Below are 22,419 nucleotides of genomic sequence, written 5' to 3'. Positions count from 1 at the left end.
GTGGTGGCCCTGCGCGCCGTGGAGACGGTGGATTTCATGACCGCGCGCTGGGCGCATCTGCCCTATGAATTCCTGGATCTGGTCTCGCGCCGGATCATCGACGAGGTGGCGGGCATCTCACGCGTCGCCTACGACATCTCCGGCAAGCCGCCAGCTACAATAGAGTGGGAGTGACCGGCACTGGCAGGCAAAGACTGGCATCTGCAGACACTAAAGAGAAAGCGCTATTTACTATAGATGCAGCAAGAATAAATTCTTTTTTCAGCTACGTCCGTAACCAGTTTTCCACTTTCAGTCGTGGCACTCTTGAAAATTCCCCGACATTGGCGGTCACAAGCGTAAGGTTACATGCGAGGGCATGTGCGGCAATCAGTAGATCATTTGGCCCGATGAGGGTTCCCTGACGTGTGAGGTGATGGCGTATTGCTGCATATTGGTGGTCGGCAGGGGATTCCAGTGGCAGCATTTCCAATGCTGAGAGGATCAAGTCGATACGCTCCACAAGTTTTGCCGAGTTTGACTTGGCCGCGCCATAACGGAGTTCTGCAGCGACAACGATACTGGTGCAGACTCTATCCTCGCCTGCTTTGGTGATCTGTGCCGATACCTCACCCTGTGGATTTCGAACCAGATCGGACAGGATGTTGGTGTCCAGCAAATACGCAAGTGATGCACTCACAGTTGCACGTCATTCAGTGGAGGCAGGTCATCATCGATATCGGGGAAGGGTTCAGTCAGGGGATCCAGGGAGGCCAGCAGTGCCAGCAGCTTTCCCTTGCGGATCGGCTCCACGATCAGGCGGTCACCTTCTTTGTGGATGATTACTTCCTCGCCCTCCAGTTCGAACTCGCGAGGGATTCGTAGTGCCTGATTGCGCCCGTTACGAAAGAGGCGGGCATGGCGTTCAGGAGTTGACATTAGGGTATCCTCTGGCTTGTGGCATATGTCAAAGCATATGCCTAGAAGGCCGTCAAGTCAACTGGCAGGGCACTTTTTTGTTAGGCCGCATTGGCCTGGAAATACATACATTATCACTAGTGTCTGGTTAAGAATCGAGTAGATTCAGTTGGTTACAAAACACATCATCGTCGCATCTGTGCGCGGTGTCGAGAAAGTTCTTGTTTAAGGGGATTTTCTCGAACAGGGTGACGGAGAAAACCTGTAGCAAAGTGTAGAGCGAGACATCCAGGTTGAGCCGCTTCTTGACGATGGCCACGAGCACATACACCGACACGGCGGTCCAGATTTGGGCCTTCACGGCATTCTCCGAGGTGCCGAAGAACTTCTTAATGCGCAGGTGCTGCTTGATCGTGTGCGGCGTGGCTGGTGCAGTCGGGGGTGCCGCTGATGCAGGTGCGCGATCTGCTGCGGCACACCTCGTACCAGGTGACCGAGAAGTATGCGCACCTGGCACCCGAGCAGGTGCGCAGTGCGGTGGCGGTGTTGGATCAGAAGTACGCGAGCGATCCGCGGGAAGTGTTCCAACTGCTTGGAAGCAAGACCAAAAACGCAAGTACGTCACGTTTTGGTCACGTTGGGCCCCGACTGCGGGTGATCCGTGGTGGTAAGCAATAAAAAACAGTAGTGAAAGCAGGTGGATGGGTTGGTGGCTACGGGTGGACTCGAACCACCGACCTCAGCATTATGAGTGCCGCGCTCTAACCAGCTGAGCTACGTAGCCAGGAATATCAATACTATATAACAGGGATGGGAGCGGCATTTTCGGTGCCCGGCCCGGGGATGTCAAGGTACGGCCCCCGGCCCGCCCGGCCCCCTAGACGTTGAACCGGAAGTGGACCACGTCGCCTTCCTGCATTACGTACTCCTTGCCTTCCACGTGCAGTTTGCCGGCGTCCTTGGTGCCGTGCTCGCCCTGGTACTGAATGTAGTCGTCATAGTGGATCACTTCGGCGCGGATGAATCCGCGCTCGAAGTCGGTGTGGATGCGCCCGGCGGCGCGCGGCGCGGTGGCGCCGGCCTCGACGGTCCAGGCGCGCACTTCCTTGGGCCCGGCGGTGAAGAAGGTGCGCAGGCCGAGCAGGTGGTAGCCGGCACGGATGAGCCGGTTGAGGCCCGGCTCCTCCAGGCCCATGGAGGCGAGGAATTCGGTGCGGTCGGCGGGCTCGAGTTCGACGATCTCGGCCTCGATGGCGGCGCAGATGGCGACCGCCTCGGCGCCCTCGTTCTGGGCGCGGTCGCGCACCCGGTCGAGATAGGGGTTGGCGCGGAATCCGTCCTCGGAGACGTTGGCCAGATAGAGGGCCGGCTTGAGGGTGAGCAGGTGCAGCTCGCGCAGCAGGATGCGCTCCTCGTCGCTGTAGTCTAGTGATCGGGCGGGTTTGCCCTGGTCGAGGGTGGCGCGGATGCGCTCCAGCAGGGCGGCGCGCGGGATGGCGTCCTTGTCGCCCACCTTCGCGGCCTTGCCCACTTTGGACAGGGCGCGCTCGACGGTGTCGAGATCGGCGAGCGCGAGTTCGGTGTCGATGACGTCGATGTCCGAGAGCGGATCCACCTTGCCGGCGACGTGGATCACGTCCGGGTCCTCGAAGCAGCGCACGACATGGGCGATGGCGTCGACCTCGCGGATATGGGCGAGGAACTGGTTGCCGAGGCCCTCGCCCTTGGAGGCGCCGGCCACCAGCCCGGCGATGTCGACGAATTCAATGGTGGTGGGCACGATCTGCTTCGGGTGGACGATGGCGGCCAGTGCGTCGAGGCGCGGGTCCGGCACCGGCACCACGCCGACGTTGGGATCGATGGTGCAGAACGGGTAGTTCTCCGCCGCGATGCCCGCGCGGGTGAGGGCGTTGAAAAGTGTCGACTTGCCCACGTTGGGGAGTCCGACGATGCCGCATTTGAAGCCCATGGAGGGTTCCTTTCAGGAGTTCGTTCCGGCACGCGGCGATCTTGCCTGCGGCCGCACCCGGTTAGGGCGCGCTATGGAGCTGCTGTACTGCGTGTTCCCACGCGCCGTTGGCCAGGCTCGGCAGGATGCCTAGCCCCTGCTCGATGGCGTGCTCGATTTGATCCCGATCGGTGCGCGAGGGGGTGCTCAATACGTAGTCCACCATCTGTTCCCGGCCCGCGGCGCGTCCGATTCCGATGCGCATGCGCAGGTAGTGCTCGCTGCCCAGGGCGCGGGTGAGGTCCAGCAGGCCGTTGTGGCCGCCCGCGCCGCCGCCCGATTTCAGGCGCACGGTGCCGGGCGGGAAATCCAGATCGTCATGCACGACCAGGATCCGCTCCGGCGGGATCCGGTAGTAACTCGCGAGCGCCACCGCCGCGAGGCCGCTGCGGTTCATGTAGGTGAGGGGTTTGAGCAGCCACAGGGGCTGGCCTTCCACCTCGACCCGGCACACCTCGCCGTGGAACTTGGCTTCCGTGCGGAACCGGCCCCGGTACTGGCCGGCTACCGCATCGGCAAACCAGAACCCGGCATTGTGCCGGGTGGCCAGATACTCGGGGCCGAAATTGCCAAGCCCCACCAGCGCCGCGATGCCCGCCTTGGCCTCAGAGGACAACGGCGCCACCGGCGGCCGGCATCAGGATGCCTGGGGCTTGGTGTCGCCCGCCGGTGGCGCCGCGCCGGTGGCCGGAGCACCTGCCGCGGCGGCCGCGGCCGCGGGCTCGGGCTCGACCGCGGTGCGGGGCAGGTGGATCGATACCACCGGCTGATCGTGATCCGCGCCGTGCATGAGGTCGACGAGCGCCACACCCTCGGGCAGGGTGAGCTCGGCGAGGTGGATGGTCTGGTCGAGTTGCGTCTGAGACAGATCCACTTCGATGTATTCCGGCAGATCCTTGGGCAGGCACTCCACTTCCACTTCCGACACCTGGTGGCTGACCACGCCCCCGCTCTGCTTCACGCCCGGCGCGATGTCGGCATGGGTGAAGTGCAAGGGCACGTGTACGCGGATCACCTCGGTCTCGCTGACGCGCTGCAAGTCCATGTGCAGGATCTGCAAGCGGCTGGCGTGACGCTGCAGGTCGCGCAGGATCGCCTTCTCTTCCCGGCCCGCTACCTTGACGGTGAGGATGTGCGAATAGAAGGCCTCATGGCGCAGACGCCGCAACACCTCGTTGTGGTCCAGCACCAGCGGTAGGGATTCCGTGCCGCCGCCGTAGAGGATGGCGGGCACCTTGTCCGTACGACGCAGGCGGCGGCTCGCACCCTTCCCCTTGTCGCTGCGAACTTCAGCGTTCAGTTCAAATTCGACTGCCATGGTCTTGCTCCTATCGAATGCGCCGCTACCGCGGCTGGTTCCCACCCCCGCGACCAGGGGCGGGCTGGTTGGCCTGGGGCGCCCGCGGTCCGCGCGCGCCCCAGGCCGTATAACGATCAATCCATAAATAATTCGCTCACCGATTCATCGGTGTGGATGCGCAGCATGGACTCGGCGAGCATTTCCGCGATGCTGAGCTGGCGGATCTTCTCGCACGCGCGCGCCTCGGGGCGCAGCGGGATGGTGTCGGTCACCACGACTTCGTCCAGTTCGGACGCCGCGATATTCGCCACCGCGGGGCCGGACAGCACCGGATGGGTGCAGTAGGCCACCACTTTTGGGGCGCCGTTGCGCTTCAGCGCCCGCGCCGCCGCGCACAAGGTGCCGGCGGTGTCCACCAAGTCATCCATCAGTACGCAGGTGCGTCCGCGCACATCGCCGATGATGTGCATCACCTTCGCCTCGTTGGGCCGCGGGCGGCGTTTGTCGATGATCGCCAGCTCGGCGTCGTCCATGCGCTTGGCGATGGCCCGGGCGCGCACCACGCCGCCGACATCCGGCGATACCACGATCGGGTTCGGGTACTTCTGGCGCCAGATCTCCCCCAGCAACACCGGGGAGGCGTATACGTTGTCCACCGGCACGTCGAAAAAGCCCTGGATCTGATCCGAATGCAGGTCCACGGTGAGTACCCGGTCGGTGCCGGCGGTGCCGATCATGTTCGCTACCACCTTGGCGCTGATGGGCACGCGTGCCGCGCGCGGGCGCCGGTCCTGGCGTGCATAACCGAAATAGGGGATCACCGCGGTGACCCGGTACACCGAGGCGCGCTTCAGCGCATCCACCAGCACCAGCAACTCCATCAGGTTGTCGTTGGTGGGGGTGCAGGTGGGCTGGATCACGAACGCGTCGGCGCCGCGCACGTTCTCCATGATCTCCACCATGACCTCGCCGTCGCTGAAGCACCCGACGATCGCCTTGCCCAGGGGCACCCGCAGGTGATTGACCACATCCTGCGCGAGTTGTGCGTTGGCGTTCCCTGTGAAGACCACCATTCGGCCGTCGGTCACGGTGATGTCCCGTCTGTGTCGGCGTTTGCGGATGCGCGGCCTGCCGATGGCGGCGCCCCGCTCGGTCCCGACGATTTGGTCCAACAACTGGCTGGGGCGCCAGGATTCGAACCTGGGAATGCTGGGATCAAAACCCAGTGCCTTGCCGCTTGGCTACGCCCCATACGGGATCGCTGAACGATGGATGCGGAATGACGGCGGGTCCGGATCTCCGGATCCAGCCTCCCTCATTTCGCATCCATCGCATCCAGCAACGGGGAGCGGTTCAAACCCCGTGCCACGAAACCGTTCCACCCAGCGGGCAACGCCGCCATAACGGCTTCGGCGTGAGACCGCACCGGATAGCCGGCAAACACGCAGGCACCAGTGCCGGTCAGGCGTGCCGCGCCATGCCGACTCAGCCACGCGAGGGCTTGGTCCACCTCGGGATAACGCGCGCGAACCACCGGCTCGCAATCGTTTGTGGTTGTCCCGGCTAGGAAATCGGTAATTGTGATGGGGACGGAGTTGCGTGTCAATTCCGGCGCCTGGAAGACCTCGCGGGTGGAGACCAGGACCGCGGGCACCAGCACCAGGTACCAGGGGGTCTCCAGTTCCAGCGGGGTGAGCTGCTCGCCCACGCCCTCGCCCCAGGCGGCGTGGCCGCGCACGAACACCGGCACGTCGGCGCCCAGGCCCAGGCCCAGCTCCGCCAGGTGTTCCACACCCAGCCCGAGGCCCCAGATCCGGTTCAGCGCCACCAGGGTGGTGGCGGCGTCGGAACTGCCCCCCCCAAGGCCGCCTCCCAGCGGCAGGCGCTTGTCCAGGTGGATCTCCACCCCGCGGCGGCATCCGGTGGCCTCCTGTAGCCGCCGCGCGGCGCGCACCGTGAGGTCTTGGTCCTCGGGGACCCCGGCCGGCCCGCCGTTGCGCCGCACCGCGGCGTCAGGGCGCGGCGTGAAACGCAGCTGGTCGCAGCGGTCGAGAAACTGAAAGACGGTTTGCAGGCGGTGGTAGCCGTCCGTGCGCCGCCCGACGACCCGCAGCAGCAGGTTCAGCTTGGCTGGCGCGGGCCAGGGGAAGGCCGGGTCCGCCGCGGGCCCGGTTTTGGGGGGGGTAGGCATGGGGCCTAATGGTGCGGCAGGGCGCGGGCCAGCGTCCAGACCTCGATCCGCTGCGCCCCGGCGCGGCGCAGGACCCGCGCCACTTCGTGCGCGGTCTGACCGCTGGTCACCACGTCATCCAGGATCACCACGTGCCGTGCCCGGAACCCGGGCGCGACCGCGAAGGCGTTGCGCAGGTTGGCGCGCCGCGCCTTGAGGGACAGGCCCGACTGCGCTGCGGTGGGCCGCACCCGCCGGCAGCTCGCCGCATCCACCGCCACCCCCAGGTGCTGGCCCACCGGGCGCGCCAGTTCCAGGGCCTGGTTGAATCCGCGGGTCCGCAACCGTGCCCGGTGCATGGGCACCGGCACGATGCAGTCCGGGTGCGCGCCGCCACGGGCCGCCAGGCGTTCCGCCAGCAGCTCGCCGAGCAGCCGCGCCAGGGGCAGCCGGCCGCGGAATTTCATCTGCTGGATCAACCACGCCACTGGGTCGGCGTACTGAAACGCGGCGTGCAGGGCGTCGAAGGCGGGGGGGCGGCGCAGGCAGCGCCCGCAGGGAACGGGTACGCCGGGCCCGGTCCGGGCCAGCGGCACCCCGCACACCGGGCAGCCGGGCGCGGCGGCGGGGAGATCGGCCTGACAGCCGGGGCACAGGTCGCGGTTGGGCGGGGCGCTGGCGCGGCACAGTACGCACGGGCTCGGCCACCAGAGGGTTCGGGCATTATGTAGCCAGATGTCGACTCGTTGCCGCGCGCGGGTTGACAGCCATTCCATGGGCGATATAGTCCCCGGCGATAGGGGCCCATTCCGTGGCCCCAGCCCGCAGGAGTATACCGATGCCGCCCGCTACCAAGCCAGCCGCCTTCCGCGACCCGGTGCGCCACGACTGGACGGTGGCGGAGGTGCGCGCGTTGTTCGATCTGCCCTTCGCGGACCTGCTGTATCAGGCCCAGGGCCTGCACCGCCGGTATTTCGATCCGAACGGGGTGCAGATCAGCACGCTGCTCAGCATCAAGACCGGCGCCTGCCCCGAGGATTGCGGCTACTGCCCGCAGAGCGCCCACTATCGGACCGGACTCACCGCGGAACCGCTGTTGGACGCGGACGCGGTGGTGGCGGCGGCGCGCGCGGCGCGCGAACGCGGGGCGAGCCGTTTCTGTATGGGTGCGGCGTGGCGCAGTCCGAAAGAGAAGGACTTCCCGCGCTTGTTGGAGATGGTGGAGCAGGTGAAGGCCTTGGGCTTGGAGACCTGCATGACCCTGGGCATGCTCAGCGCGGACCAGGCGCTGCGGCTGCACGATGCGGGACTCGACTACTACAACCACAATCTGGATACCTCGCGCGAATTCTACGGCGCGGTGATCACCACGCGCACTTATGACGAGCGCTTGGAGACCCTGGGCCACGTGCGCGACGCGGGTATGCGGGTGTGCTGCGGCGGGATCATCGGCTTGGGCGAAGACGTGGACGATCGTGCCGCGCTGCTCCAGACCCTGGCGACCCTGCCCCGGCATCCGGAGAGCGTCCCCATCAATCAGCTGGTGGCGGTGGAGGGCACGCCGCTGGCGGATGCCGCGCCGCCGGATCCCCTGGACTTCGTGCGCACCATCGCGGTGGCGCGCATCCTCATGCCGCGCTCCATGGTGCGTCTGTCGGCCGGGCGCACCGACATGAGCGATGAGCTCCAGGCCCTGTGTTTCCTCGCGGGTGCCAACTCGATCTTCCACGGCGAGAAGCTCCTTACCACTGGCAACCCGGAGGCCGACCAGGACCGGCGGCTGTTCGAGCGCCTCGGGCTGCACCCGCTCTGAGTGCCTATGGGGTCCTTGGAAACTGCGTCCACGCGGGTTACGGCCGCTATGCGGGGATTGCCGTGAACGATGGCTTTACCACTGCCTTGCTCGAAGACCTGGCACAGCGCGAGCGCGCCGTACTGTACCGTGCGCGACGCGTGCGCACCGGGCCACCGGGCGATCTGATCCACGCCGGTGGGCGCGAGTATCTGGCGTTCTGCAGCAACGACTATCTGGGGCTCGCCGCGCATCCGGCGGTGCGCGATGCCTGCATCGCCGGTGCCCGTGAGTATGGCGTGGGCAGCGGCGCCGCCCATCTCATTACAGGTCATTGCGCGGCCCATCATGCCTTGGAGGAAGAACTGGCGGCCTACGTGGGCCGGCCGCGGGCGCTGCTGTTCTCCACCGGCTACATGGCCAACCTGGGCGTGGTCGATGCGTTGCTGGGGCGCGGCGATCAGGTGCTGGAGGACCGGCTGAACCACGCCTCGCTGTTGGACGCCGGGCGTCTGTCCGGTGCGCGCTTGGTGCGTTATCCGCACGGCGACGCCGCGGCGCTGGCGCGTGCGCTGGCGGCGGGCACGGCGCGGCGCCGGCTGGTGGTCACCGATGGCGTGTTCAGCATGGACGGGGATCTGGCGCCGCTGCCGGAGCTGGCGCGCGCGGCGCACGCCGCCGGGGCGTGGCTGATGGTGGACGACGCGCACGGCCTGGGGGTGGTGGGGGAACAGGGCGGCGGCGTCCTGGAACACTTTGGGCTCGGCATGGATGCGGTCCCGGTGCTGATGGGCACGCTGGGCAAGGCGTTCGGTACCTTCGGGGCGTTCGTGGCCGGCAGCGCGGCGTTGATCGAGTCCCTGATCCAGCACGCGCGCACTTATGTCTATACCACCGCGCCGCCGCCGGCCATGGCGGAGGCCGCGCGCGCCGCCCTGGGCGTGGCGCGCGCGGAACCCTGGCGCCGCGCGCGCTTGCATGCGCTGGTGCAGCGCTTCCAGGCCGGGGCGCGCCGCATCGGGTTGCCGGTGACCGGCAGCACCACGCCGATCCAGCCCCTGATGGTGGGTACCGCGCGTGCCGCGCTGGCACTTTCCCGGGCGTTGGAAGACCACGGGCTGCTGGTCACCGCAATCCGACCGCCGACGGTCCCGGCGGGGACCGCGCGCTTGCGCGTCACGTTCTCCGCGGTGCACGAGGATGCGCACGTGGACCGTTTGCTGGAGGTCCTGGAGATCGAGTGGCGCAAGCAGTTCCCGGACGGGATCCCCGGCGCGTCATGACGCTCCACGTGGAGTGCCGGGGCGCCGGTCCCGACGTGGTGCTGATCCACGGCTGGGGTCTGGACGGCAGCATCTGGGATACCACCGCGGCGTGGCTCGCGCCGCGTTTCCGGCTGTGGGTCGTGGACCTTCCGGGCCATGGATTGAGTCCGCTGGCGGACGCGCGGGCGTTCCAACTGGACGCCGTGGCGGACGCGGTGCGCGCGGCGGTGCCGCCGGGGGCGGTGTGGGTGGGCTGGTCCCTGGGCGCCTTGGTCGCCATGGCCGCGGCCGTGACGGGCCCACACGCGGTGGCGCGCCTTGCACTGGTGGCGGGGACGCCGCGTTTCACCTGTGCGCCGGACTGGCCCTACGGTATCCGCGCCGACGTGTTGGATACCTTCGCGGCCGATTTGGAACGCGACTACGAGGGGACGTTGAACCGCTTTCTCAGCTTGCAGACCCGCGGCAGCGCCGCCGCGCGGGCGACCCTGCGCACGTTGCGCCGGCGCCCGGTCCGCCACGCGCCGGCGCTGGACGCGTTGCGCGGCGGGCTCGCGCTGCTGCGTGACACCGACCTGCGCGCGCGGCTCCACGCGCTTTCCGTGGAGACCCTGGTGCTGGCGGGCGGGCGGGACACCCTGGTACCGGCGGCGGCCTCTCAGGCACTGGCGCGGGCGTTGCCGCGGGCGCGGATCGAGATGTTTCCCGAGGCGGGCCATGTGCCGTTCTTATCCCACCCGGCGGCGTTCCATGCAGCATTGGAGGGTTTGCTCCATGGGTGAGGCGGCGCCGCCGGGGATCAAGTGGCGCGTGCGCGCCGGTTTCGAGCGTGCCGCCGCGACCTACGACCAAGTCGCGGTGTTGCAGCGCGAGGTGGGCGGGCGCCTGTTGGAACGCGTGGAGCTGTTGCGCGCCTTCACCCCCCGATGGATCCTGGACCTCGGTGCGGGCACCGGCCACGCCACCGGGGAACTGGCGCGCCGGTATCGGGGCGCGCGGGTGATCGCGGTGGACCTCTCGGTGGCGATGCTGACCCAGGCGCGGCGGCGCGGCCCCTGGTTCGGGCGTCCGCGTTGTGTATGCGGCGATCTGGAGCAGCTGCCGCTGCCGGACGGCTGCGCGGACTTGGTGTTCTCGAACTTGGCGCTACAGTGGTGCGCGGCGCCCGACACGGCGTTCCAGGAGTTCCGGCGCGTGTTGCGGCCCGGCGGCGTGGTGATGTTTACCACCTTCGGTCCCGATACGTTGAAGGAACTGCGTGAGGCTTGGGCCGAGGCGGACCGCTATTCCCACGTGAATCCCTTTCTCGACATGCACGACATCGGCGACGCCCTGGTGCGCGCGCGGCTCGCGGAACCGGTGATGGATGTGGAACGCCTCACCCTGACCTATGAGCGGACCCTCGATCTGGTGCGCGACTTACAACGGCTTGGCTCCCGCAACGTGGGGTCGGCGCGCCCGCGGGGCTTGACCGGACGCGGCCGGATCGAGACCATGACCCAGCGCTATGAAGCCGTGCGCGCGGATGGGCGGTTGCCCGCCACCTTCGAGGTGGTCTATGGCCACGCCTGGGCGCCACTGGGCCCGGAGTCGGGCCCCGCGCCGGGCGCGCCGGTCCAGGTCTCTCTGGAGCGGTTGCGGCGGCCCGGCCGCTGAATGCGTGGCACGATGCGGCAGCACCCGCAGTCGCCAATTCGGATCCACTGACGCCTGCATAGGATTGCCCGTGACCATCGGCTTTTTTATTACCGGGACTGATACCGGCGTGGGCAAGACCCTGGTAAGCCTGGGTTTGATGCGCGGGCTCAAGGACCAGGGGCGGCGGGTGGCCGGGATGAAGCCAGTGGCCTCGGGTTGCCAGCGGGTGGGCGGCGCCCTGCGCAACGACGACGCGCTGCGTCTGCAGGCGGAGGGTTCCGTCGGCCTGCCCTATGCAGTCGTGAATCCCTACGCCTTCGAGCCGCCCATCGCGCCCCACCTGGCGGCGGCCGCGGCCGGTACGCCCATCGAGATCCCGCAGATCGCGGCCCTTTGCCAGGGTATCGTTTCGCAGGTGGACGCGGTGGTGGTGGAAGGGGTCGGGGGCTGGCGGGTGCCGCTGGGTCCGGTGGTTACCGTGGCGGAACTGGCGCGCATCCTGGGTTTCCCGGCGGTGTTGGTGGTGGCGATCCGGCTCGGCTGCCTCAATCATGCCCTGCTGACCGTGGAGAGTATCGAGGCCAGCGGCGTACCGTTGGCCGGGTGGGTGGCGAATCGGCTGGACCCGTCCTGCCTACGGGCGGCGGACAACGTGGCGGCGTTACGCGAGCGGATCCGCGCGCCCCTCATCGGTGAACTGCCGCGTTTCACCGCGCCGGATCCGCAAGCCGCCGCCGGCCGGCTCGATCTATCGGTCTGCGGCGCCGCGGCAGGCGCGGTTCCCGGGGGTAGACGGTGAGCATGCCACCCTGGGCAGAATCAATAATTAACATATAGTAATATTCTGGAAACGTGTCCCGAGGCATAAGTATCTAGTTGTAAACCATAAAGTTTACAAGTTGCGCGCTGCGCCCGCTTGGGGTAGTATGCGCTCGCTCATTATCGGGGCCGGACCTTTGTGTTATGGGGCGCGTGAGACGGGTGTGCGACGGTGGTGGCCAAGGAACGTGATCCGAACACCGCCGACAGTCGGTTCGTGCTGCGGCCCAACCGTTCCCTGTCCTGGGGCGCTACCAAGTGGTTTTTTGCAGGCAGTTGCCTTCTCTATGCGTGCATCGCGGTGTTCTTTCTCGCGATGGGAGCATGGCCGATCCTGCCGTTTGCCGGTCTGGAGGTCATCGTGCTCGGTGCCGGGCTTTATGTCTCGGCGCTACGGGGCAAGGTCTGCGAAGTGATCAACGTCACCGGCGACACCATTGAAGTGCAGTCTGGTACCTTGGGAAAGATGCGCTCCTACCGGTTTCCGCGGTTCTGGACCCGGGTGTCGCTGCGCGCCGACGAATGGTACCCGAGTCGGCTGACCATCAGCGTGCATGGCCGGGGGCTGGAGCTGGGTAGATTTCTGAACGAAGAAGAACGGCTGGAACTGGCGCAAGAACTGACCCGGGCCGTCGCGCCCACCTTATGGGTTCCTTAGCGTGCGCAAACGCCAGGCCGCGGCCGAAGTCGCCGGAAGATTTCACGATAAGTAATGTAGAGGAGACGACCGGGCATGTTGATAAGCAAGATTAAAAACGCGGGAGCGGGCCTGCTGGCGGCGGTACTGCTGGGGGCATCCGGCACCGCCAATGCCGATTGGGGCATGAATCTCCCCAAGGGCGCGACCGTTATCAGCCACGACGTCTATGACCTGCACATGATGGTCATCTGGATCTGCGTCGTCATCGGAATCGGCGTTTTCGGCGCGATCTTCATCTCGGTCCTCATGCACCGCAAGTCCAAGGGCGCGGTCGCAGCCCAGTTCCACGAGAGCACCACGGTGGAGATCATCTGGACGATCGTTCCGTTCGTGATCCTGGTGGGCATGGCCATCCCCGCAAGCAAAGTCCTTATCGCGGAGTCCGACACCGCCAACTCGGATCTCACCGTGAAGGTGACCGGCTACCAATGGAAGTGGCACTATGACTATCCGAGCGAGGGGATCAGCTTCTTCAGCACCCTTTCCACCCCGACGGATGAGATCTACAACGACGCGCCCAAGGATAAGCACTACCTGCGCGAGGTGGACCATCCGCTGGTGCTGCCTATCCACAAGAAGATCCGCTTCCTGATAACCGCCAACGACGTCATCCACGCATGGTGGGTGCCGGCTTTCGCGATTCAGGCGGACGCCATCCCCGGTTACGAGCATGTGGTATGGACCGAAATCGAAAAGCCCGGAATCTACCGGGGACAGTGCGCGATGATCTGCGGTCGTGGCCACGCTTTCATGCCTATCGTGGTGGTGGCCAAGACCGACGCTGATTTCAAGAAATGGGTCGCCGAACAGAAGGCCGGAACCGCCACCGCCGCAGTCGCGGAAACGGCGGCGGTCGCCAAGACCTGGACCAAGGATGAGCTGGTCGCGAAGGGCAAGCAGGTCTATGACGCCAACTGCGCGGCCTGCCATCAGCCGACTGGTTCTGGTGTGCCCGGCACGTTTCCGCCCATCGCCGCCGGCAAGCCCTTCAGCGCCTCGGCTGCCATGATGCAGCACCTCACCGAGCGCGGTTTCCTGAAGGACGGCAAGATCGTCATGGGTCCGGTAAAGCATCACATCGAAACCGTGTTGAAGGGCATTCCAGGCACCGCCATGCCGGCTTGGGGTCCTCAGCTCAGCGATGTAGACATTGCCTCCGTGATCACCTACGAGCGGAACGCCTTCGGCAACCATACGGGTGATGTGGTTCAACCTTCTGAAGTCAAAGCGGCTCGCTAAAGCGGACTGTGGAGGAACGATTCATGAGCACTGCCATTACTCACGATGAAGCGCATCACGAGGACCATCGCCCGAGCGGTATTCTGCGGTGGGTCACCACGACGAACCACAAGGATATCGGGACGCTGTACCTGGTGTTCTCCCTGATCATGCTGTTCGTGGGCGGCATCATGGCACTGATGATCCGCGCCGAACTCTTTGAGCCCGGACTGCAGTTCATGGACCCGGTGTTCTTCAATTCACTGGTCACGATGCACGGGCTGGTGATGATCTTCGGGGCCATCATGCCGGGCTTTGTGGGCTTGGCGAACTGGCAGATTCCGATGATGGTCGGTGCCCCGGACATGGCATTGCCGCGCATGAACAACTGGAGTTTCTGGCTCCTGCCGTTTGCCTTTGCGCTGCTGTTGAGCACCTTTTTCATGAAGGGTGGCGCGCCGGCAGGCGGCTGGACCATGTACCCGCCCCTGATACTGCAGACTGGCGACGCATTTCCGTTTCTGGTCTTCGCGGTCCATCTGATGGGTATATCCTCGGTGATGGGCGCTATCAACATCATCGCGACCATCCTGAATATGCGCGCGCCTACCATGTCCTTGATGAAGATGCCGATGTTCGTCTGGACTTGGCTGATTACGGCCTTCCTGCTGATCGCGGTGATGCCGGTGCTTGCCGGGGCGGTGACCATGCTGCTGACCGACAAGTATTTCGGTACGTCGTTTTTCAACGCGGCGGGCGGTGGTGACCCGGTGCTGTTCCAGCACATCTTCTGGTTCTTCGGGCACCCCGAGGTCTATATCATGATTCTGCCGGCATTCGGGATCATCTCGGAGATCATCCCGACGTTCTCCCGCAAGCCGCTGTTCGGCTACAGCTCCATGGTGTATGCCACCGCCAGCATCGCGTTTCTGTCTTTTATCGTGTGGGGGCACCACATGTTCACGGTGGGCATGCCGCTGGCGGGCTTATTGTTCTTTATGTACTCGACCATGTTGATCGCCGTGCCCACCGGCGTGAAGGTCTTCAACTGGACCGCAACCATGTGGCGAGGCTCATTGAGTTTCGAGACTCCGATGCTGTTTGCGGTGGCGTTCGTGGTGCTGTTCACCATCGGTGGGTTCTCCGGGTTGATGCTCGCCATCGTGCCGGCCGACTTCCAGTACCACAACACCTATTTCGTGGTGGCGCATTTCCACTACGTGCTGGTGACCGGGGCCATGTTCGCGATCGTCGCGGCGGTCTACTACTGGCTGCCCAAGTGGACCGGACGGATGTATGACGAGACCTTGGGCAAGTGGCACTTCTGGCTCTCGACCATTTTCGTGAACGTGCTCTACTTCCCCATGCACTTCCTGGGACTGGCGGGCATGCCGCGCCGTATCCCGGACTACGCACTGCAGTTCACCGGCTTCAACCAAGTGGCGACCATCGGGGCGTTCGGGTTCGGGTTCTCGCAGCTGCTGTTCGTCTATATTGTGTATAAGGCGGCACATAGCGGGGAGAAGGCCACCGATCGGGTGTGGGAAGGCGCGCACGGTTTGGAGTGGACCTTGCCTTCGCCGGCGCCCTATCACAGCTTCAGCACGGCGCCCACGGTCGAGTAGCGTGACCGGCGGCGCGGAGAAGGCGATGGTCGGTGATGATCCGGATCTGAGGAACAGGCAACGGCGCGGTGTGCGGGTGACGGTTGCCGTGCTGCTGCTGATTGCGTTCGGGGCCTACGCACTGTTCGTATGGCAGCATGTCCGCTGATCGGTGGGATGGGCACCGCGCCACGAGACCGGCCGTTGCCGGGACCAGGGCGCCTGGGTTTCGAAAATAAAGATCGAGAGAAGAGGACCAAGGCATGACGGAAGCACATGGCGGCTATTACGTCCCCCACAAGGCCTATTGGCCGATCGTGGGGTCGGTGGGGCTCACGACCCTAATGGTGGGATTTGCGTCGCTGCTGGAGGGACATGATTTCGGCGGCCACATGATGATCGCCGGCGCGGTGATCGTCGCCATTATGATGTTCGGCTGGTTCGGTACGGTGATCCGCGAGAACCTCGCCGGCCTGTACAGCGAGCAGGTGGATCGTTCGTTCCGCTGGGGTATGGGCTGGTTCATCTTCTCGGAAGTCATGTTCTTCTCGGCCTTCTTCGGGGCACTGTTTTACGCGCGCATCTACTCCGTGCCATGGTTGGGAGGGCTGGGCGCGAAGGGCGCTGCGCATACGTATCTGTGGCCGCACTTCACGGCGGTTTGGCCCACCAATGGGCCCGGTGCTATCGGCGGTGCTTTCGAGAGCATGCCCGCATGGGGTATTCCCGCCATCAATACGTTGATCCTGCTCACCAGCAGTGTCACGGTCACCTGGGCGCATTGGGCACTGAAGGCCGAACAGCGCGGGCGGCTGATCTTCTGGCTGTTGTGCACGGTACTGCTCGGCGCCTCGTTCCTGTATATGCAGGCCCACGAGTACATCCATGCCTACACCAAACTGCACCTGACCCTGCACTCGGGCATCTACGGATCGACGTTCTTCATGCTGACCGGTTTCCACGGTCTCCATGTGGCCATCGGCGCCACCATGCTGGCGGTGATGCTGGTGCGGGCGATCAAGGGGCATTTCACCCCTGAGGACCACTTCGCCTTTGAGGCTGCTGCTTGGTATTGGCACTTCGTGGACGTGGTCTGGTTGAACCTTTTCATCTTCGTTTACTGGCTGTAGGCACGAAGATGCGGTGGGGCGGCGGCACTCCAGCCGCCCCACCGACGCCCCGGTTACGCCGCTCTGGCCTGTGGCCGGGCGTTCGCTTTTCAGCCCCGCACTATCAGGTTTCGAAGGATGGTGAGGTTCGCGGCCGGGATCGCGCGGTCTTGGAGATCGTGTAGCTCCGCCGGTGTGAGGTGCGCGGGGGCCGCACGGGTGTGCGACACTCGGTCGGGTACCCCGTCCACCACCGGAGCGGTCAGTCGCCTGCGTGAATAACGCGGGTTAAGGTTTGGAGGACTGCTGAGTGCTGGGGCGCTGCGGATAGATGCCGTGGGGGTGGATCAGCCCGGCGGCCCAGGCCACGAACAGCAGAAAGAAGAGTACCAGCGAGAGGCTGATCCGTACGGTCAATGCCTTCAAGGTCCGGTTACTCTGGCCCTTGTCCTTCACAAGGTAGAACATGGCGCTGGCGAGGCTGGCGATGACCGTCAGCAAGCCCGCGACTATCAACAGTTTGACGATCATCGGGGTGTTCCGGAATGAGGGAATGGGTGCAGTATAGCGTAGTCGTGGGCTCCCCGGCGCGCTGATCTGAAGATGCGCATAGGCCGATACGATTTTCGACCCTCCCTGGTGCCCAGCTTAGTTACCCTTGTGTTGTTTCCGTTCCTGATCAGCCTGGGGATATGGCAGTTGCACCGGGCCGCGTACAAGCGCCAGATCTTGGCGCAGTACGCCGCCGCGGAGCACGAGCCGCCGGTAACACTGGAGGCGATGCTGGCGCATCCGGACTCCCTGAAGTTTCGCCGGGTGACCGTGAGCGGAACCCTCGACGGTGGCCATCAGTTGTTTCTGGACAACCAGTCCCAGGGACCCAACGAAGGCTTCGACGTGCTGACGCCGCTGCGGATCAGCGGTACCAAGCATCGGATACTGATCGACCGTGGTTGGGTGCCGTTGGGCAAGACCCGCCATGATCTGCCGCGCGTACTGGTGCCTGCGGGGGAAGTGACCCTCGCCGGCTGGCTGGTGCCGCCGCCCAAGCCGGCACTGTTGCTGGGCCCCGAGGAGTCCCCCCATGCCGGTTGGCCGCGCATCGTGGAGACCGTGGACATCGGACACCTGACGCGGGATCTGGGGTATCCACTGATGCCCTATGTGGTGCGGCTCGATGCCAACCAACCCTACGGGTTCGTGCGCAAATGGATATTGGTGGCGTTCGGGCCGGACCGCCACATTGGTTACGCGGTGCAGTGGTTTGCACTGGCGGGGACGCTATTGACGATCTACATCGCGACCAACACGTCGCGCGTGAAACCGAAGGAGGAAGCGTGACGCCGCAAGGTGCGCCGGACCGGTTCCGGCGTCTGCTGCCCATGGTGATCGTGGTGCTGGTGTTCCTGGCACCGGTGACGGGTTCCTGGTTGCTCCGTTTGAGTGGCTGGCGCTCTGAACACTTGGTGAACTACGGTACCCTCGTCACACCGCCCAAGCCGGTGCCCGCGGGGGCCGTGGACCTGGAGCGTGTGGGCGGCGGCGCCCTGGATCCCCATTTCCTGCTCGGAAAGTGGACGTTGATCCAGGTCGACAGGACGCCCTGCGATACCGCCTGTGCCCATCGCCTGTGGGTCACCCGTCAGGTCCGGGTGACCCTGGGCGAGGACCTGCGCCGCGTGCAACGGTTGCTGGTGTTCAGCGGCGGGCGACCGGATCCCCATCTGGCCGAACTGCGCGCGGCCCATCCGGACCTGACGATCGTGGGGGGTAGCCCCCAGCAGCTGCGTACCATGTTCGACTGGCTTAATAGTGGTGGTGGCGGCCCGGTGGATGGGCATGTCTATTTGGTGGACCCCCTGGGCAACCTGATGATGCGCTATCCCGCGGATCTGAAGCCCAGCGGGTTACAGAAGGATCTGAAGCGCTTGCTCAAGGTCTCGCATATCGGCTGAGACCGCGCGTAACGGTCCGCGCCCGGCGCGGGATGCTATACTTCTCGCCCCCCTGGCCCCCGAGTTCGGGGCCAGCAGCGGATCGAGGTCGACCATGGGAAACGCCGTTGAGAGTGGTCTGCGGACCATCCGTCAGGATGGGCTGGCCGTGATCCAGACCTATCTGGGACTGTGCAAGGTCCGGGTGGTTGCCCTGATCGTCTTCACTGCGGTGGTGGGGATGTTCCTGGCCACGCCGGGGATGGTACCCGGGAGCGCGCTGGCCTTTGGGACCCTGGGGATCTGGCTGGCCGCGTCCTCGGCGGCCGCTTTCAATCACATCCTGGATCAGCGCGCCGACCGGGAGATGGGCCGTACCAGCGGCCGCCCGTTACCCACGGGCCGGGTGGATACCACCCATGCCTTGGTGTTCGCCTCCGTGTTGGGGGTGCTGTCCATGGTAGTACTGGCGGGGTTGGTCAACCCGCTCACCGCGGGCCTGACCTTCCTGTCCCTGATCGGCTATGCCGTGATCTATACCGTGTTCCTCAAGCGCGCCACGCCCCAGAACATCGTAATCGGCGGCGCTGCCGGAGCGGCTCCCCCGGTGCTGGGCTGGACTGCGGTCACCGGTCATCTGGATCCGAATGCCCTGCTGCTGTTCCTGATCATCTTCACCTGGACCCCGCCGCACTTCTGGGCCCTGGCCATTGCCAAGCGCGAGGACTACGCCAAGGTGAATGTGCCGATGCTTCCGGTGACCCACGGAGTGGCGTATACCCGGCTGCATCTGCTGCTCTATACCGTGCTGCTGGTGGCGGTCAGTCTGTTGCCGTTCGCCACCCACATGAGCGGGCTGCTGTACTTGGCCGGCGCCTTGGTCCTGGGGGGCGTGTTCCTCTATCAGGCGCTGCGCCTGATGTGGGTGAAGGACGACCGCCAAGCCATGAAGACGTTCGGCTATTCCATCCTCTATCTGATGCTGTTGTTCGCCTTTTTGCTGGTGGACCACTACGTGCCGCTGTTCCGCAGCTGGTTGGCCTGACGCACACCACCCGCGCGCCCCGTACTAACCGGGGCGCGCAGAGCGAAGACCGGGATAGGCGCCGTGCCGGGCCGCCGGGGCAGGGGTGGGGACTCAGGCTTCCAGGGCCGATTTCAACCGGCGGATGGCGTTTTTCTCCAACTGCCGGATACGTTCCGCGGATACCTGGTAACGGTCGGCCAGCGTCTGCAGGGTCGCCTTGCCATCGGCGAGCCAGCGCTGCACCAGGATGTCGCGGCTGCGCTCGTCCAGGGCTGCCAGCGCCGCTTGCAGGCGCGCGTTGTTGCGGGTCTCCCAGTCGTTGGCTTCAAGTTGTACCGCCGGGTCGAAGCGCTGATCCGGGAGGTAACCCGCGGGCGCCAACGGGGTTGCGTCATCATCGTCGTTGCCGGCGTCGAAGGTCACGTCACGGCCCGCGAGGCGCGACTCCATCTCCAGCACCGTCTCGGGCTTTACACCCAGGTCCTCCGCGACGGCGCGCACCTCTTCCTGGTTCATCCAGCCTAGGCGTTTCTTGGCGCCGCGCAGGTTGAAGAACAGCTTGCGCTGCGCCTTGGTGGTAGCCACCTTGACGATGCGCCAGTTGCGCAGGATGAATTCGTGGATCTCGGCCCGTACCCAGTGCACCGCGAAGGATACCAAGCGTACCCCCAGGGAAGGGTCAAAGCGCTTCACCGCTTTCATCAGTCCGATGTTCCCTTCTTGGATCAGGTCCGCCAGGGGCAGACCGTAACCCGCGTACCCCCGGGCAATGTGCACCACAAACCGCAGGTGGGACATGACCATGCGCCGTGCGGCGTCCAGGTCCTGATCCCGTTGCAGGCGCACCGCGAGCTCGTGCTCTTCCTCGGCGCTCAGTATCGGGATGGCGTTGACGGCCTGGATATAGGCGCCGACACTGCCGAGCGGCGGCACCAAGGGCATTCCGGTTGCGTTCCTATGGATGGCCAGGGTTTTGCTCATGGCGAGTTCCTCGACTTTCAACGGTCTTTCCCTTGAGCGCACTATTTTAGCACTCAATACTGGAGAGTGCTAAAACCGTTAGAGCGACCCATGGCGGGGAAGTTCCGGCGCCCGCATGGGGGCGCGGGGATATGTGTGCAGATAAGTAAATATTTATTATATAAAGATAAATTTTATAGCCGACGGGGTAGTCGGGGAGCGGCGGGTCAGCGCGGTTCGATTTCCGACAGGTGCCGACCCACTGCGAGCCAGGAGCCCAGGAGCCCCAGCAGGGCGCCGCCGCCGAGCAACTCCAGGGAGGCGCCGGTGCCCAGCATGGTCAGGGAAAAACCGCTGTTGTAGAGCAGTGCGAGGCGCTGCACCGGGCCCTGTAGCAGCCACAGGGCAGCGGTCACCAGGAGCCAGGCGATGGCCCCGCCGAGCGCTCCGTACCACAGCCCGCTATAGAGGAACGGGCGCCGGATGAAGGCGTCGGTTCCTCCCACCAGTTTGGTGATCTCGATCTCCTCTCGCCGGTTCTGGATATCCAGGCGGATGGTGTTGCCGACCACCAGCAATACCGCCAGGGCCAACATGGCGGCTACCACCGATACCCCGCGCTGGGCCAGCGCCATGAAGGCGTAGAGCCGTTCCACCCAGCCCATGTCGAGTTGGGCAAAGTCCACCTCCGGTAGCTGGCGCAACGCGTTCAGCAATCCCTGTACCTGCTGGGGGTCGCGCAGCTCCACCGCCGGTTGTACCACCAGGACCGGCGGCAGTGGATTGGTAGTCAAGGCGTCCAGGGCGGCGCCGAACCCGGACGCCTGCCGGAACTCCTTGAGCCCCTGTGCGGGGCTGATGTACTGCACGTTGGCCACCCCGGGCCGGGCGCGCAGCTTGGCCGCCAGGGCTTGGGCGTGGGTCGCGTCGAGGTCCTGCTTGAGAAACACCGAGATGCGGGCGGTGCCCTGCCATCCGCCGCTCAGCTGCTGCAAGTTGTGGAGCACCACGTAGAGTCCGGTGGGCAGTGCCAGGGTAATGCCGATCACGGTGGCCGTCATCAGGCTGCTGAGGGGGGCGTGCGCGAGTCGTCCCAGGCTGCCCAGGAACACCTGCAGGTGCCGTTGGAGGTAGGCGAATGCCCACTGCAAGGACAGCCGGCGGCGCGGGCGCAGGCTCGCCCCCGCCGACGCCCGGCGCTGCGGCGCTGCGGCGGGCGCCTTGGCAGTAGGGCGGAGGGTGGCCTGCCCCGGCTTGCGCCTCATGCCGGATCACCCGCTTCGGGTTCCGCGTGCTCCGTGTCCTTCAGGCGGCCGCCCTTCAAGACGAAGAGCCGATGTCCCATGCCGCGGATCAGATCCACGTCATGGCTGGCGATCAACACGGTCACACCGACCCGGCTGAACTGTTGAAACAGCTCCATGATTTCCCGCGACAGGTCCGGGTCCAGATTGCCAGTGGGTTCGTCCGCCAGCAACAGGGGGGGCTTGTGCACCACGGCGCGCGCGATGCCGACCCGCTGCTGTTCGCCGCCGGAGAGGGTAACCGGCGCGAGCTTTTCCTTGTCCAGCAACCCGACTTTGTCGAGGGCCGCACGCACCCGCCGGGCTATCTCCTGGTGCCGGAAGCCCTCGATGACCAGGGGTAGCGCCACGTTGTCGAACACGCTCCGGTCGTGCAGCAGGCGGTAGTCCTGAAAGATGATGCCGATGCGGCGGCGCACCTCGGGGATCTGGCGGCGCCGCACCCGACCGAGGTTTTGCCCGTCCACCAGCACCTGCCCGTGGGTGGGCCGCTCCAGCAGTGCGATCAGCTTCAGCAGGGTGCTCTTGCCGGCACCGGAGTGGCCGGTGAGAAACGCCATCTCGCCGTGTTTCAGGCCGAAGCTCACCCCGGACAAGGCCTCGTGGCCGCTGGGGTAGCGTTTGGTGACGTTATCGAAGCGGATCATCGGAACCGTACCGCACCGCCGCGCGAG

At 65.4% G+C, this 22,419-nt stretch carries 25 protein-coding genes, 2 tRNA genes and 2 pseudogenes; 14 read left to right on the top strand and 15 right to left on the bottom strand.

The annotated features are described in order from the left end of the window. On the top strand, positions 1-174 hold a 174-nt coding region (locus B7Z66_10165; protein ID OYV76163.1), incomplete at its 5' end, for a hypothetical protein. A gap of 91 nt (positions 175-265) precedes the next feature. On the opposite strand, the gene B7Z66_10160 is transcribed toward B7Z66_10165, so the two are convergent. The 3 genes and pseudogenes from B7Z66_10160 to B7Z66_10150 all read right to left on the bottom strand — a co-directional run bounded on the left by B7Z66_10160 (position 266) and on the right by B7Z66_10150 (position 1,309). Next, entirely contained in the window at positions 266-679 is a 414-nt protein-coding gene (locus B7Z66_10160) for a VapC toxin family PIN domain ribonuclease (protein OYV76162.1), read from the bottom strand. Beyond that, positions 676-918 carry a twitching motility protein PilT gene (locus B7Z66_10155; GenBank protein OYV76161.1) on the bottom strand — a complete coding sequence of 81 codons (243 nt, stop codon included), beginning with the start codon at positions 916-918 and terminating at the stop codon, positions 676-678. The genes B7Z66_10160 and B7Z66_10155 overlap by 4 nt, the downstream gene beginning before the upstream one ends. A gap of 199 nt (positions 919-1,117) precedes the next feature. Beyond that, positions 1,118-1,309 (bottom strand): annotated as a pseudogene (locus tag B7Z66_10150) (IS4 family transposase). Between B7Z66_10150 and B7Z66_10145 the strand changes: the two are divergent. Beyond that, a pseudogene (locus B7Z66_10145) lies at positions 1,309-1,452 on the top strand (integrase). The pseudogenes B7Z66_10150 and B7Z66_10145 overlap by 1 nt on opposite strands. 152 nt (positions 1,453-1,604) lie before the next feature. Here the strand turns inward: B7Z66_10145 and B7Z66_10140 are convergent. The 8 genes from B7Z66_10140 to B7Z66_10105 all read right to left on the bottom strand — a co-directional run bounded on the left by B7Z66_10140 (position 1,605) and on the right by B7Z66_10105 (position 7,151). After that, positions 1,605-1,681 (bottom strand) — tRNA-Met (locus B7Z66_10140). A 93-nt stretch (positions 1,682-1,774) separates the two neighbouring features. Next, positions 1,775-2,866, bottom strand: a complete 1,092-nt coding sequence (locus B7Z66_10135) for a redox-regulated ATPase YchF (protein ID OYV76160.1) — start codon at positions 2,864-2,866, stop codon at positions 1,775-1,777. A gap of 61 nt (positions 2,867-2,927) precedes the next feature. Continuing rightward, positions 2,928-3,488: an aminoacyl-tRNA hydrolase gene (locus B7Z66_10130; GenBank protein ID OYV76170.1), complete on the bottom strand. Its 561-nt coding sequence runs from the start codon at positions 3,486-3,488 to the stop codon at positions 2,928-2,930. A 54-nt stretch (positions 3,489-3,542) separates the two neighbouring features. After that, positions 3,543-4,223: a 50S ribosomal protein L25/general stress protein Ctc gene (locus B7Z66_10125; GenBank protein OYV76159.1), complete on the bottom strand. Its 681-nt coding sequence runs from the start codon at positions 4,221-4,223 to the stop codon at positions 3,543-3,545. 116 nt (positions 4,224-4,339) lie between these two features. Further along, on the bottom strand, positions 4,340-5,278 hold the full coding sequence (locus B7Z66_10120) for a ribose-phosphate pyrophosphokinase (protein ID OYV76169.1): 939 nt from the start codon (positions 5,276-5,278) through the stop codon (positions 4,340-4,342). 103 nt (positions 5,279-5,381) lie between these two features. Next, positions 5,382-5,456 (bottom strand) — tRNA-Gln (locus B7Z66_10115). A 64-nt stretch (positions 5,457-5,520) separates the two neighbouring features. Continuing rightward, positions 5,521-6,396, bottom strand: coding sequence for a 4-(cytidine 5'-diphospho)-2-C-methyl-D-erythritol kinase (locus B7Z66_10110; protein ID OYV76158.1), 876 nt, complete (start codon positions 6,394-6,396; stop codon positions 5,521-5,523). Positions 6,397-6,401: 5 nt separating this feature from the next. Next, positions 6,402-7,151, bottom strand: coding sequence for a hypothetical protein (locus B7Z66_10105; GenBank protein ID OYV76157.1), 750 nt, complete (start codon positions 7,149-7,151; stop codon positions 6,402-6,404). 62 nt (positions 7,152-7,213) lie between these two features. Between B7Z66_10105 and B7Z66_10100 the strand changes: the two genes are divergently transcribed. The 9 genes from B7Z66_10100 (at position 7,214) to B7Z66_10060 (ending at position 16,541) form a co-directional block, all read left to right on the top strand. Then, positions 7,214-8,188 carry a biotin synthase BioB gene (locus tag B7Z66_10100; protein ID OYV76156.1) on the top strand — a complete coding sequence of 325 codons (975 nt, stop codon included), beginning with the start codon at positions 7,214-7,216 and terminating at the stop codon, positions 8,186-8,188. A gap of 62 nt (positions 8,189-8,250) precedes the next feature. Further along, complete coding sequence (locus B7Z66_10095) at positions 8,251-9,450, top strand: 8-amino-7-oxononanoate synthase (protein ID OYV76155.1); 1,200 nt, start codon at positions 8,251-8,253, stop codon at positions 9,448-9,450. Next, the gene (locus B7Z66_10090) at positions 9,447-10,214 is read left to right on the top strand and encodes a pimeloyl-[acyl-carrier protein] methyl ester esterase (protein ID OYV76154.1); all 768 of its coding nucleotides are present in this window, start codon (positions 9,447-9,449) and stop codon (positions 10,212-10,214) included. Before B7Z66_10095 ends, B7Z66_10090 begins: the two co-directional genes overlap by 4 nt. Beyond that, a complete protein-coding gene (locus tag B7Z66_10085; GenBank protein OYV76153.1) occupies positions 10,207-11,088 on the top strand; it encodes a malonyl-[acyl-carrier protein] O-methyltransferase BioC in 882 nt (293 codons plus the stop codon). The genes B7Z66_10090 and B7Z66_10085 overlap by 8 nt, the downstream gene beginning before the upstream one ends. A 70-nt stretch (positions 11,089-11,158) precedes the next feature. Further along, entirely contained in the window at positions 11,159-11,869 is a 711-nt protein-coding gene (locus tag B7Z66_10080; GenBank protein ID OYV76152.1) for a dethiobiotin synthase, read from the top strand. A 192-nt stretch (positions 11,870-12,061) separates the two neighbouring features. After that, positions 12,062-12,547 carry a hypothetical protein gene (locus tag B7Z66_10075; GenBank protein OYV76151.1) on the top strand — a complete coding sequence of 162 codons (486 nt, stop codon included), beginning with the start codon at positions 12,062-12,064 and terminating at the stop codon, positions 12,545-12,547. Positions 12,548-12,622: 75 nt separating this feature from the next. Next, positions 12,623-13,828, top strand: a complete 1,206-nt coding sequence (locus tag B7Z66_10070; GenBank protein ID OYV76150.1) for a cytochrome c oxidase subunit II — start codon at positions 12,623-12,625, stop codon at positions 13,826-13,828. 23 nt (positions 13,829-13,851) lie between these two features. Then, entirely contained in the window at positions 13,852-15,432 is a 1,581-nt protein-coding gene (locus tag B7Z66_10065) for a cytochrome c oxidase subunit I (GenBank protein OYV76149.1), read from the top strand. A gap of 242 nt (positions 15,433-15,674) precedes the next feature. Further along, positions 15,675-16,541 (top strand): cytochrome c oxidase subunit 3, encoded by an 867-nt coding sequence (locus B7Z66_10060; GenBank protein OYV76148.1) that lies wholly within the window; start codon positions 15,675-15,677, stop codon positions 16,539-16,541. Between the two features lie 267 nt (positions 16,542-16,808). Here the strand turns inward: B7Z66_10060 and B7Z66_10055 are convergent, their stop codons facing one another. Further along, positions 16,809-17,051 (bottom strand): hypothetical protein, encoded by a 243-nt coding sequence (locus tag B7Z66_10055; GenBank protein OYV76147.1) that lies wholly within the window; start codon positions 17,049-17,051, stop codon positions 16,809-16,811. Between the two features lie 72 nt (positions 17,052-17,123). Between B7Z66_10055 and B7Z66_10050 the strand changes: the two genes are divergently transcribed. The 3 genes from B7Z66_10050 to B7Z66_10040 all read left to right on the top strand — a co-directional run bounded on the left by B7Z66_10050 (position 17,124) and on the right by B7Z66_10040 (position 19,499). After that, positions 17,124-17,861 carry a hypothetical protein gene (locus B7Z66_10050; protein ID OYV76146.1) on the top strand — a complete coding sequence of 246 codons (738 nt, stop codon included), beginning with the start codon at positions 17,124-17,126 and terminating at the stop codon, positions 17,859-17,861. Continuing rightward, positions 17,858-18,475, top strand: a complete 618-nt coding sequence (locus tag B7Z66_10045; protein OYV76145.1) for a hypothetical protein — start codon at positions 17,858-17,860, stop codon at positions 18,473-18,475. Before B7Z66_10050 ends, B7Z66_10045 begins: the two co-directional genes overlap by 4 nt. A gap of 94 nt (positions 18,476-18,569) precedes the next feature. Continuing rightward, the gene (locus B7Z66_10040) at positions 18,570-19,499 is read left to right on the top strand and encodes a protoheme IX farnesyltransferase (GenBank protein ID OYV76144.1); all 930 of its coding nucleotides are present in this window, start codon (positions 18,570-18,572) and stop codon (positions 19,497-19,499) included. Positions 19,500-19,592: 93 nt separating this feature from the next. Here B7Z66_10040 and B7Z66_10035 read toward each other — a convergent pair whose 3' ends face one another. The 3 genes from B7Z66_10035 to B7Z66_10025 all read right to left on the bottom strand — a co-directional run bounded on the left by B7Z66_10035 (position 19,593) and on the right by B7Z66_10025 (position 22,392). Next, the gene (locus B7Z66_10035; GenBank protein ID OYV76143.1) at positions 19,593-20,462 is read right to left on the bottom strand and encodes an RNA polymerase factor sigma-32; all 870 of its coding nucleotides are present in this window, start codon (positions 20,460-20,462) and stop codon (positions 19,593-19,595) included. Between the two features lie 206 nt (positions 20,463-20,668). Then, the gene (locus B7Z66_10030; protein ID OYV76142.1) at positions 20,669-21,706 is read right to left on the bottom strand and encodes a cell division protein FtsX; all 1,038 of its coding nucleotides are present in this window, start codon (positions 21,704-21,706) and stop codon (positions 20,669-20,671) included. Then, positions 21,703-22,392 carry a cell division ATP-binding protein FtsE gene (locus B7Z66_10025; GenBank protein OYV76141.1) on the bottom strand — a complete coding sequence of 230 codons (690 nt, stop codon included), beginning with the start codon at positions 22,390-22,392 and terminating at the stop codon, positions 21,703-21,705. The genes B7Z66_10030 and B7Z66_10025 overlap by 4 nt, the downstream gene beginning before the upstream one ends. Positions 22,393-22,419: the final 27 nt, after the last annotated feature.

This window comes from Chromatiales bacterium 21-64-14, assembly GCA_002255365.1.
Taxonomy (GTDB): Bacteria; Pseudomonadota; Gammaproteobacteria; order 21-64-14; family 21-64-14; genus 21-64-14.
This window is presented reverse-complemented; position numbering and strand designations above follow the sequence as displayed.